General features: G+C 36.6%; 11 protein-coding genes and 4 pseudogenes. 6 read left to right on the top strand and 9 right to left on the bottom strand.

Annotation, left to right across the window (positions count from 1 at the left end):
• Nucleotides 1–271: 271 nt before the first annotated feature.
• From tnpB (WMO65_RS25685) to WMO65_RS25675, 3 genes and pseudogenes are all read right to left on the bottom strand, one after another.
• On the bottom strand, nucleotides 272–628 hold the full coding sequence (gene tnpB / locus WMO65_RS25685; protein WP_187370729.1) for an IS66 family insertion sequence element accessory protein TnpB: 357 nt from the start codon (nucleotides 626–628) through the stop codon (nucleotides 272–274).
• A gap of 77 nt (nucleotides 629–705) precedes the next feature.
• On the bottom strand, nucleotides 706–1,014 hold the full coding sequence (locus tag WMO65_RS25680) for a hypothetical protein (protein ID WP_148394047.1): 309 nt from the start codon (nucleotides 1,012–1,014) through the stop codon (nucleotides 706–708).
• 182 nt (nucleotides 1,015–1,196) lie between these two features.
• A pseudogene (locus WMO65_RS25675) lies at nucleotides 1,197–1,412 on the bottom strand (transposase domain-containing protein); the annotation flags it as partial.
• Between the two features lie 22 nt (nucleotides 1,413–1,434).
• Here WMO65_RS25675 and WMO65_RS25670 point away from each other — a divergent pair.
• Together WMO65_RS25670 and tnpB (WMO65_RS26610) are read left to right on the top strand one after the other, a co-directional pair.
• Nucleotides 1,435–1,707: pseudogene (locus tag WMO65_RS25670) on the top strand (transposase domain-containing protein); the annotation flags it as partial.
• A gap of 84 nt (nucleotides 1,708–1,791) precedes the next feature.
• Entirely contained in the window at nucleotides 1,792–2,256 is a 465-nt protein-coding gene (gene tnpB / locus WMO65_RS26610) for an IS66 family insertion sequence element accessory protein TnpB (protein ID WP_353964007.1), read from the top strand.
• A gap of 260 nt (nucleotides 2,257–2,516) precedes the next feature.
• Here the strand turns inward: tnpB (WMO65_RS26610) and WMO65_RS25665 are convergent, their stop codons facing one another.
• On the bottom strand, nucleotides 2,517–4,910 hold the full coding sequence (locus WMO65_RS25665; protein WP_187370728.1) for a glycosyltransferase: 2,394 nt from the start codon (nucleotides 4,908–4,910) through the stop codon (nucleotides 2,517–2,519).
• 340 nt (nucleotides 4,911–5,250) lie between these two features.
• On the opposite strand from WMO65_RS25665, the gene WMO65_RS25660 reads away from it, so the two are divergent.
• From WMO65_RS25660 to WMO65_RS25650, 3 genes are read left to right on the top strand one after another with little or no spacing between them, the layout of a single operon-like run.
• Nucleotides 5,251–5,418, top strand: coding sequence for a hypothetical protein (locus WMO65_RS25660; RefSeq protein ID WP_243128908.1), 168 nt, complete (start codon nucleotides 5,251–5,253; stop codon nucleotides 5,416–5,418).
• Nucleotides 5,419–5,470: 52 nt separating this feature from the next.
• Complete coding sequence (locus tag WMO65_RS25655) at nucleotides 5,471–6,043, top strand: transposase (protein WP_256157963.1); 573 nt, start codon at nucleotides 5,471–5,473, stop codon at nucleotides 6,041–6,043.
• On the top strand, nucleotides 6,040–6,405 hold the full coding sequence (locus tag WMO65_RS25650) for a transposase (protein WP_243128907.1): 366 nt from the start codon (nucleotides 6,040–6,042) through the stop codon (nucleotides 6,403–6,405). Before WMO65_RS25655 ends, WMO65_RS25650 begins: the two co-directional genes overlap by 4 nt.
• Before the next feature lie 552 nt (nucleotides 6,406–6,957).
• On the opposite strand, the pseudogene WMO65_RS25645 reads toward WMO65_RS25650, so the two are convergent.
• Nucleotides 6,958–8,069: pseudogene (locus WMO65_RS25645) on the bottom strand (IS110 family RNA-guided transposase).
• Between the two features lie 268 nt (nucleotides 8,070–8,337).
• On the opposite strand from WMO65_RS25645, the gene WMO65_RS25640 reads away from it, so the two are divergent.
• Nucleotides 8,338–9,603, top strand: coding sequence for a CDP-glycerol glycerophosphotransferase family protein (locus WMO65_RS25640; RefSeq protein ID WP_187370727.1), 1,266 nt, complete (start codon nucleotides 8,338–8,340; stop codon nucleotides 9,601–9,603).
• Nucleotides 9,604–9,758: 155 nt separating this feature from the next.
• On the opposite strand, the gene WMO65_RS25635 is transcribed toward WMO65_RS25640, so the two are convergent.
• The 4 genes and pseudogenes from WMO65_RS25635 to WMO65_RS25620 all read right to left on the bottom strand — a co-directional run.
• A complete protein-coding gene (locus tag WMO65_RS25635; protein WP_243128905.1) occupies nucleotides 9,759–10,376 on the bottom strand; it encodes a transposase in 618 nt (205 codons plus the stop codon).
• Between the two features lie 175 nt (nucleotides 10,377–10,551).
• Entirely contained in the window at nucleotides 10,552–10,911 is a 360-nt protein-coding gene (locus WMO65_RS25630) for a transposase (protein ID WP_243128903.1), read from the bottom strand.
• Nucleotides 10,872–11,192, bottom strand: a complete 321-nt coding sequence (locus WMO65_RS25625) for a hypothetical protein (protein ID WP_243128919.1) — start codon at nucleotides 11,190–11,192, stop codon at nucleotides 10,872–10,874. The genes WMO65_RS25630 and WMO65_RS25625 overlap by 40 nt, the downstream gene beginning before the upstream one ends.
• A 27-nt stretch (nucleotides 11,193–11,219) precedes the next feature.
• Nucleotides 11,220–11,312: pseudogene (locus WMO65_RS25620) on the bottom strand (transposase family protein); the annotation flags it as partial.
• Nucleotides 11,313–11,579: the final 267 nt, after the last annotated feature.

Below are 11,579 nucleotides of genomic sequence, written 5' to 3'. Positions count from 1 at the left end.
CGCTCCTTCACTTTACTGTACTCTATTATACAATAAAGTATTAGAACTGGCGAATCTGTTATTAAGCAGGTTCCGTCAAAATGCCTATGGACAGAACCGTGTAAAACCTTCATATGTAGTAAGGAAATATAGAGTTTTCAAGGTTCATTTTCCCCTTCTGTAAAGTGGAGATGACACTCCAGAGGGTTTCTGCCGGTGCTATAAACACATCACACAGACCATATATATCATTGAAAACAGAAGCATAAAATTTCTCTGTTTTGCACAATGATCAATAGATTTTTTTAGAATCGACATCTTTGATCTTCGGATCCAGGGGATTTAAACCCAACATCAGATAGTTGAATTGTTCTTCCGTCAGTTCAGCCGCTTCCTGTGTTGTCCGTGGCCAGGACATTCTTCCATCTTCAAATCTTTTATAAAGAAGTAAGAAGCCCGTTCCCATCCATAGCAGTCCTTTTAGGCGGTCGGAACGTTTTCCGCAGAAGAGAAATAAAGTTCCCTTTTCAAATGGATTCTGTTGGTATTTATCACCTATGATCATGGCCAGTCCGTCAATCCCTTTTCGTAAATCAACGGTACCACAGGCCAGGACTACGCGGCGGATACCAGCAGTATCCTCAAGCATGACAAATCTCCTGTAGGATTTTTGATAAGAGTGTATCCGATTTATCATTTGAAACTGCTATTGTCAAAGCTTCCGTTTTAATAACTGCAGATGCACGTATTATTTTCGCTATGCTGATCATCAACAGCCATTCTTTCTGTTGGCATTGTCATTTCAGCAAAAGATATGTCTGTACAATTCGAGGATGATTGCAACGCTGGTAAAGCGATGCCTTGTTTTTCGAAGAGTTCATTTCGGAATTTCCGTTGCCAGTAATAATAAGATTTTTCGCTAACCTGATTTTCCTTCAGCCATTGTTTTGCTGACATTCCATCCGGTCTGTTCTGACATTGAAGCAGAATGTCTTTCCACATAGAGTACCGGACTGTGTGTGTTATTTGATCCATGGTAAGTGACCTCCTTAAAAAACTAATAGTTTTTTGCATTTTTTTAAGTTTGCCACAAAAACTCTAATTAATCTAGGCGAGCGATTTGACGCTTACGTCACTCCAACGTAACCGCCAAATAATACCGCGGTAAAATCTAAAATTACTCCAGCCCTTTGCGAGTTGGAGTAATTCACTATAATTCACATGCGATTTTTGGTAGACTGGAGTTTTTCACTCCAAGGCGCTAGCTCTGCCAGCTGTTCATCGGTCATATCTTTACCTGGCGGGTGTTCCAACAGAAATTTAAGATATCCATAAATATTCAATCCGTGTGCTTTGGCCATCTCAACCATTGTGTAAACGACTGCACTGGCATTCGCACCATCTACGGAACTGCTAAACAGCCAGTTCTTACGGTTATGTTTTTAAGCACATAACCGTAAAAATTGGCTGTTGTGTGACACACCGAATGGAGCCCAGGCTAGTGCCATTGTGTACACAATGGTAGAAATGGCAAAGGCCAATGGAGTAAACGTCTATCACTATCTTACCTATCTGCTTGAAAAACTGCCTGATGATAGGATGAATGATGATGAATTAGAGCTTCTTGCACCGTGGAATGAAAGTGTCAAAGCAGAGATCGAACGTCGCGCAAACGAGTCAAATCAATCATATGTGAAATATCAAGGTGCTCCGGCTGCTAAAAAGTAGTCGGGGATTTTTTCTACCATATCTGAAATCTAAGCGCTTACTAATTTTTAATACAAAAGCAGAGAATTCTGAGTCGATGCTTCTGTGTCAGCCAGCGCCTGCGAGTCCAACCAGTATTACAGATATTTCTGCCATGATAGAAATATCTCTGGGCTATGCGACAATCCGCATCGCCAATGGAACCGTCCCTGCCATACTGGATTGAGTTCTGAGCCTTGTGAAAGGCACAGTGTGTTAGGCGATATCTCCGTGGCGGACAACATTTATATCGTATGCAGCACAACAGACATGCGCAAATCGATTGATGATTTCTGCAGCATTGTTCAGGATAAACTCTTTATGGATTCGTATCAGTCATCACTATTCCTTTTCTGTGGTAAACGTTGTGACCGGATCAAAGTCCTGCTCCATGAACCGGATGGATATGTGCTCCTTTACAAGAGACTGAATGTCGCACAGGGACGATACCGCTGGCCACGGAAAAGTTCAGATGAACCCTATTTAAATGAAATATCCAGGTATCCGGGTAGATGTGTTGGGATACCCTAACACTTGGCGCTTACGATTAATAGTTTTCAGTACCTCCTGGTAACCGTAGGTAAATTTATAGCTGACGGACTCTTATTAATTAAAGGGATTGTATAATTCACACGAATCACGCAATCCCTCTTTAAAACTATCGTTTTCCATCATTCCCTATTTCAACAGACACCTTTAGTACATGAGGTTCGATTTTCTGTTTATCAGTCCCAAATACCACATCATTTATCAACACTTCCGACTCTTTGCCTGACTATTTAAACCTAATTTTATTTAAACAGTGTCTCAAATTGCTCTATCGCACGCTCATTATATCTTTTGTAGTCAACATTCATCACAGGCACTTCACCACGATCAAAAGCAATCAATCCATTATATATACCTTCAACACTAGGGGTAACAAGATATCCCCCATATTCTTTTACAAACCCTTTTGGTCCCGGAATATCCGTAGATATAACAGGCAGACCTAACGTATCAGCTTCTAACATAACCAATCCCAGCCCTTCGTAAAGAGAAGATAAGATAAATAAATCACACTTCTTCAATACTGGCATGGGATTATTCATAAAGCGTATAATAATAATATGATTTCTACTCTTAAGATTCTTTGCATATTGCAATGTCTCATCGTATAGTTGACCATAGCCGCCAATGATTATTAAATACCCTTCTTTATTTATTTCATAATATTTATCAAAAGCATTTAAAAGCATTTGGTGACCTTTTTCAAAAGAAAACCGTCCTATAGTAATAAATTTTTTTTCTGAATTATCTAAGATATTCTCTAATTTCTCCTTAGATACAGTACTTATAGTTCTCTCATCAAATATGATTTCTTCGTTGCTTTTTCTAATAATCCCTTGATAATCATGACAATTGTTAACTATACAAATATTATTACTATTATTGCCTAGCCTAAATGTGGGTTCATAGATATCAGTAGTTACTGGAACCACTCTAAAATATTCAGCATACGCCCTTTTCACAGTATGCTCATGCTGATTTGTTTTTAATTCCAATTCTTTAACCATATCATTATGAACAAATACTATATTTTTACCAGGAGCATTTTGAAATAACGTTAATGTTTTTTCTCCATATCCAGAATAGTGAATAACATACGAATAGTCACTTTCCCCATAATTTTTTTTAAATTCTCTAGAATAATATCGATCAACATATTTGATAATCCACTTATTCTTTTTCTTTTTCCTAAAATACATTACTGTTGCCAATACCTCTAAAGGTGTTCTTCCAAAAAAGCCTGTAATAGGAACAATTCCTGCCCACGATGGTAATAATTTTACTTGTAATGGATCTTTCCGATAACTACTTTTGACAAAGGTAACAAAATAATTTCTTTTTGTATGATCAATGTTCTCTAATAAATTTAAAAATGCTGTTGTTAATCCATTCTTTGCCAGTACTCCACAATATATTAATACATTATCTTTTCCATTACCAATTACAGTTTCTTCTTCTAAGACTTTTTCATTTAGAATAATATGTTTACATACTATCTGCGCCACATTTTTCCTATCATACTGACAATATTTTTTTCTGAATACTATATCATCATAGTTTTTAGGCTTTCTCAATTCATTTACCAATTCTGATACATTTTGTACCTGTGGAAATGGGAAACTATCTAGTTGTACATAAATTCCTCTATCATCCAAATACTGTTCTTTATCATATACAAAAAGTACAATTTTTTTTCCAGTATTTGAAAAATCAAAAAATACACTTGAATAATCTGTTATTAGGCAGTCTACCATATTGAGTACATCATATGGATCATAACCATCTGGAAATGCACAAATGTGCCGAAATTTGTTATAATCAATAGCTTTTGCCACAAAAGGGTGAAGACGGACCAAAAGTAATTCATCATCACTCAACATTTCGTCCATCTGTAATAAATAGTTTTGTACCTCCAAAACTTGCTCTTCCGTCTCAACTTTTCCCACCACACCGCGCCATGTAGGCATGTAAGCGAAGACCTTTTTATCTGCCATATTCAATTTAGCGCGAAGTAATACTCCCTCCTCAGGATAAAAAAACACAGAATTCCTTGGATAACCGGAACATAAGATTTTGCCTTTATATAGATTTTCCATACAATAAGCTTCAATCATAATATTTCTCATATAATCACTTGGATATAACAAGTAATCAGATAATAAGAGACTCTTTTGTACATTGCCCATAGAGTATGCTTGATTATCAACATCCTTACCCATTTTCTTTAAAGGTGTCCCATGCCATGTATTTGTAATAATCTGTCCTTCCTTTTTTACAAACTCCATAGGAAAAGATGTATCAGTAATTAAGTATTTTGCCCTTGCTAATAATTTATAATGCCGGTAACCTGCCTCTTTCACGATTTTAGCATTGGTAATATTATATAACTCTAGGGTATTCTTTAGTTGACTTTTTCTATCCTTATTACTTGAAAAATATAATTTATAATTACTATACACAGGATTCCCTGACAGTTCTTGTGCCAAACGAAGAATATTGCCGCCTAAGTCTTTACCATTTTTGGAATCTAAAAGAATAGTATTTCCATCCAATTCAGAGGAGTAATAATAATGAATATACCATGCTGAACGTAACATACTTTTAAGTTTTTTGAAAATCCTTTTTAGCTTTTTCATACTTATCCATCCCTTTACAAAATATCTTATATATATTATCATATTTTAATTATTTTTTCAATCTATGGTAAGCTCAAGTTTCCGCAGTTCTGTCCACAGAAGCACAATTACTGTTTATACTTATACACAACTTTAAAAAAATGCCCAAAATATAAGAAATCCTATCCCTTTTTGATGTAAAATTAAGCTACCAAACAAAAATCTTACTAAACAAAAAGAAATGGGATTCCTTATGGCTTATTTTACATCAAATACATACCTAATGAAACAGGAAATTTTAACTTTTTCAAATAAATTTTCAAGAAAGCTTCCAAAACCGGAACGGAAATTTATTGCTGAAATGAATTATGGTATCCTCGCTTCCGGCAGCTGCCTGCTTACGGATATTGTTGACCAGCTCCATGAAACGTCCAAAAAAGTCAACATTGTTGACCGCCTTTCACACCATCTTGCCAAGGGGACTCCCGGGGAAGCTCTGAAAGATTATCTCACACAGGTTAAAAAATAGTGTCCTGCTCAGCCCGCTATCCATATCGACGACAGTGATGTTGTCAAGCCTGATGGTTACAAATTTGAAGCTCTTGGATGGGTACGTGATGGTTCCCGAAAGCACTGCCACAAAAAATGTCTATAAAAAGGGCTATCATGTTACCGAAGCCACGGTCCTCACCAACAACAATCATCCACTTAGTCTCTTTTCCGAGGTCCATTCTTCCAGTGAAAAAAACTTTACCTCCATTAACGATGTCACATTCTCCGCTATGGAGCGGGCCAATTCCCTGTTTGGTAAAGCAACTTTTGTCATGGACCGTGGCTATGATGATAACAAGATGTTTCTCAAGCTGGATTCTATGGGACAGGACTATGTCATACGCCTTACTGCCAAACATAAGCTGCTCTGCCATAATAAATGGACTTTTGCAGCTGAGCTGCGTAACCGCAGGAAAGGAAAAGTAAAACTCCCTCTATTTTATAAAGGAAAAGAACACGAAGCTTATCTTTCCCATGTGAAGGTACAGATCACCGCCTCCAGAAAGGACATTTATCTGGTACTGGTTTATGGTATCACAGAGCATCCTATGATGCTTGCCACAAATAAACCAATCCGTTCAAAAGAGGAAAAGAGGATGTGATTGCTGTAGCAAAGCAATACTTTTCCAGGTGGCGGATCGAAGAATATTTCTGGTTTAAAAAACAGATGTTCCAGTTTGAAAATTTCAGGGTAAGAAAACTCAAAGCCATAAACGCATTAAATTTTTATATTACCTTATGCATGGCATTCCTTGCACAGACCTCCATGAAATCAGAGACGAATGCCCTTAAGGTTTCCATTATAAAGACAGCAGATCCGGTGAAAGAAAAAGTGCATTTCTGCTATTACCGGCTGGCAAAAGGGATCTCCGGCATACTGTCGTATGCAAAAGAGGGCGTCAGACTCTGGTTCAGGACAAAACGTCCTGCATACCGTCAACTCTGCCTTAAGCTGACCGCTTAAATAGATAAAAGAACAAATCTCCCAAAGTCCGGTTCCGGCGGGACTTGTTAAAGTGCCTTTACTCATTGTTCTGCCACTCGTCAGCATTTCAAAAAACGGCAGATTGGCACCTTGGATTACTATAGTCATTTTTTAATTACAATTTGCGGAAACTCAAGATGGTAAGTTGTTGTTATCAACTTTTAATGATGTTCTTACATCTATAAGACGATTTCCAGATTACAGGCTGTTGAGCTTAATAATTAAGTTCGTTCAAATTCCGCAAAAAATGTATACAGCTTATCAATATTTATTAAAATTCAAAAAATATCCGTACATTTGAATATTTTATTACTAACAAGAAATTGCACTATTTATAATAACATGTTATTATAAATAAAATTAACTTTAAAAAAAGGAAAGATACTGTGAAAGAAAGTAGAAGACAGCCAATAAATGGTGCACTTTAATAAGCTGTCTTATGACAGCCGTTAAAAAGCTTGTTGTTGGAAAAAGCTAGGAGGCTAATTGCGATTCAGAAATTTTTCCTTCGCTTATAAGAAGTTTCATAGCCTACTTCATAGCCTTTTCCTTCTGTTTTTCCTTTAAAGGTTCAGGCATATCAATTTTAAATAAATCGGTCGGATTCCATGCTTCCCCAGTAGATAACATCTGATAGACAGCAGTGAGAATCATCCGGGCGATAGCAATAATGGCACGTTTTTTACCACGACGTTTCATAATGCGTTCATATTTTTGTTCGTAGTAAGGAGATTTATCAGATTTCACGGCTGCATGGGCAACTTGTACTAATGCAGGTTTGAGGTAGACACCTGCACGTGTTATTCTGACAGATTTCTTCTTACCAGCAGATTCATTGTTGCCGGGAGTGAGTTCCCGCCCAACAGCATAAGCGTTTGGAATTCAAAAACAGAGTCATATCAACACCTGTAATGGTACGCAGTAACTGGACAGCATTTTCATATGGAGCAATTAAAGAATCAAGCGTAGTGTCTATATCATTTATCGTAGATGTGATATAATTCAGATGTGCGCGGACGAGGCGCATACGATATTTTTGGGAATCAGTCATCTGATAGCATTCGATGGATTCCATGACACTGTCAGACTTCTTCTTTAGGGAACAGAGGAGTCTGGAAGCTATTTCTTCATGGTTGATGGAATTGTCAGGTTGTTCAATCAGGTAATCAATAACAGATGTAGCTGATTTCCCAAATATATCGGAAACTACTGAATCTAATGCGACATTACAGACAGTAAAAGCATTCTGATATCTGTTCTTTTCACTGGTACGGCAGAAAGTCAGTTTGTAACGGTATCTTGTAAATTCACGCAGGATACGTATTAGCTTACAAGGAATATAACTTCCCGGAACCAGACCTAATCGAAATAAGTCCCCAATCCATTTGGAATCTTTCGTATCGTCTTTATTGCCTTTGACAGCTTTTACCCATTTGGGGGGTAGCGATGGTGACGTTTATTTCGTCTTCTAAAAGGTTAAAGACAGGAAGCCAATATTTTCCGGTAGATTCCATACAGACATCACGACATTGGTTTTTAACAAGCCATTCTTTGAATCGTAGAATAGAATTGTTAAAGGTGGAGAAACGTTTCTTTTGATACGAAAGTTCCAAACCGGAAGTAGTTTTAATGATTGTGGCAATGAGAAAAGACTTGTGAACATCGACACCACAACAGGTTTAATAAACAACTTTCATAATCAAGAACTCCTTTCAAAGTAAGATAAAGAAGCCATTAAAGATGGAACTTACACTGACTAATATGCTGTCTAAAACGAAGAAAGTCTTTACGACTCCCTTCCCGTGCTTTGTAGTATAACTTCTTTAAGAAGTATTTTATCAGCAATGAGGAAAAGTGAAAGATTTTCATTACTATTTGTGTCGCCGACTTGGCGGCGGAATGGAGATTAATATGAAAAATAATATCAAAACCACTTTAGGTTATATAAAAAACAAAAATCATACGATTAAAAAAATATATGATACTATTGCTGAAGTTTATTTTTTTATAAAATATAAAATAATTTGTCTTAATAATGCTACAGATAATAGGATAATAGTTTTTGAATCTTTTATAGGCAAACAATATGCATGCAGCCCTAAAGCAATTTACAATTATCTTATAAATGATTCTCGCTTCAAAGACTTTACATTTGTATGGGCATTTAGGAAAAACAAGTTACAGGAATTAAAAAGTGATTTCACTGATTCCAGAACTATTTTAGTGGAATATAAATCACAAAAATATTTTGAGTATTTCGCCAAAGGAAAGTATTGGATCACAAACTGGAGAATTCCTCCATATATGACCAAAAAACAAGATCAAATTTTAATTGAAACCTGGCATGGTACGCCTTTTAAAAAAATAGGTATCGATCTCAAAATAGAGGGAAATGTACTTACTTCACAGAAAAAAAGTCATAAAATGTATTTAAATGATGCTAAAAAGTATGATTATTTTATATCTCCTTCTGCATTTTGTACAAGTGTATTTACTTCTTCCTTTGGTTTAGATCAGCTTCATAAGGAATATATATTAATTGAGACTGGTTATCCTAGAAATGATTATCTTTTAAACTATGAACCCCAAAAATCTATAGAAATAAAGAATAAATTAGGCATACCATTAAATAAAAAAGTGATTTTATATGCACCTACTTGGAGAGATAATCAATATATTTTAGGAATAGGTAACATACTTGATATTGAAGAGAATTTTTTTAAATTTATAGAACAGATTAGTGATGATTATATTGTAATCTTGCGATTACATTATTTAATTTCATCAAAACTTGAATTGAAATCTTTTAAAGGAAAAATTTTTGATTGCTCGCAAATGGACGATGTTAATTTACTTTATATAATTAGCGATATTTTAATCACAGATTATTCCAGCGTGTTTTTTGACTATGCAAATTTACACAAACCTATTATTTTTTATATGTACGATTTGGATGAATATCAAAATACTGTTCGCGATTTCTATATTAATTTAAACGAACTCCCGGGACCAATTTTAAAAACGCAGGAAGAGCTATTAATAGCAGTATACAATATTGATACTATAGAAAAACAATATTCCACTTTATATCAGAAATTTTGTGACAAATATAATTATCTGGATGATGGACATGCCGCTGAACGTGTCGTTAACACATGTATTAATGGTAACCTATGAGGCCCTGTATAACGTGTACGCAGCAAACCATAATTAGTAATCTATTTATAGACCGACGAATTTTATTGTTACAGATTTATATGTTTGCTGTTAAATATTCTGCGGTTGCGGAGGCACCCAATTGTATATACCGACCTTAGTGGGTTCTTCCGCAATTATCCGTAAATAGGCTCCACTGCGTACATTAATTTTGCTGCCAACAGGAGCTTGCTACACCTTCCGTACATCGTACGTTTTATCATTTTAAGTTTGCTGTTAGTTCCTTCTACAAATCCATTCGATAATGTACTGGCCACTGGATTTTCAACAGAATCAAGATTTTTTTCCAAACCTGTGGCGAAATGGGCAATCACTTTTAATTCTGATGTTTTATATTTCCCGATATACAAATACAGCAGTGCCATATTTTTCTTCTCGTATATTTCACGAAATTCCCGGATGCAAGCCATAAGCTCCCTGAGTTTTGAGTATGTCTGCAATAAATATGCTTTATGGCTGCCTGTAAGTTCTGCCCCCATCCACAAGAAGCGGAACACACCGCTTCTTGATATATGGTCATACTTTTGCAATTCTTTCTTTTTTTGCACTGCTTCAGCAGAAGAACTCTTATAAACAGCTATATCAATCTGAAACCGTTCTATAATTTTGTTCATAAAGTCGTAAGCCGCAGTCTGTCCGCCTTTATAGCCTTTTCCAAGGATGCTGCGGTATACGTCTTTCCGGCTGATTCCGGTATTTAATGACTTGAAAACATAATTGTAGAACTGATCCATGCCGCTGCGGAAATCTTTCCGGCACAAGGCCTCATAATCCCCATTTAGATACTTTGTCACTGTGTTCCTGCTGCAATGCAGCATCTTAGAAATTTGCCTTTTACTGTACCCGGCAGAATCGTATTGGTAGATCGCCTTATAAAACTGTACACTTTTTTCATTATATTCAATGACATTATCCACACAGCATGGCGTTTTTTTTACCGGTTTCTTCCTCACCGGTGTTTTCTCTGCTGTCATAATCAGAAGGAATCCTGATGTCAACAGGCAGTTCGGAATTCACTGTATTTTTTATTGCTTCCAAAAGATTCTGGTGGAGTTGGAATCTGTCTGCGATCTGCATGGCATCCGGCAATATCTCGGTTATTGCAGAAGAATAGGCACTTGCCCGGTCTCTGGTCACTGCTTTTACATGCTTGTTCTTACTGAGCCATTCCTTTAGGGTATTGCCGTCACGTCCATCCAGAATTGCAACCGGATGATGTGTGGCTTCATCTACAATGATTCTCCCATAGGTGTGCCTCTTCTTAAACACAAAGTCATCCACCCGATGATGCTCCCGCATTCTGCTTCCGGCTGCATGGAATATCTCTTAACCAGTAAACGGATCACACTGTCGCCGCTGGTTCTTAGATTCATAGCACGGCAGATTCGCGCACAGTCCTCGCAGCTTGTCTCCATGGCCAGTGTGCATATAAAATCTGCGCAGCGATCTGTCATACGACTGTAATAGTTTAAGAATCCATTAATATTTTCAGCAAAGGTAGTCACATCACAGGCTGGGTTATCACATTGATACTCATATGTATTTACCAAAAGGTATGTGCTCTTCCCTAAAATTGGAAGGTCTTGTATCTTTCTTTCATATGTCCCGTGCCTATGTTTGGAAACAGTACTGCATTTTGGGCATTTGCAGCTCTTGGAACGGACAAACATTTTAACAAAGATTTCTTTGTCTCCCTGGCAAATCTGGGCGATTTCCATTTCTTTCGGATAAAATTTCTGTAGGTCCAACGTGATTGTTATAGGCATAGGCTTTCCTCCCTGATAAAATCTATGTCTAAATATTACCATGGTAAGGGGATTATATAAATGCCATATACGGATAATTGCGGAAGAACTCTATTTCAACAGAGTGGGTGGCTCCGCCACCGCGGAATATTCACTTTATTGTATAATAGAGTACAGTAAAGTGAAGGAGCA

It is taken from the genome of Blautia caccae (genome assembly GCF_040095955.1).
GTDB classification, from domain to species: Bacteria; Bacillota; Clostridia; order Lachnospirales; family Lachnospiraceae; genus Blautia; species Blautia celeris.
This window is presented reverse-complemented; position numbering and strand designations above follow the sequence as displayed.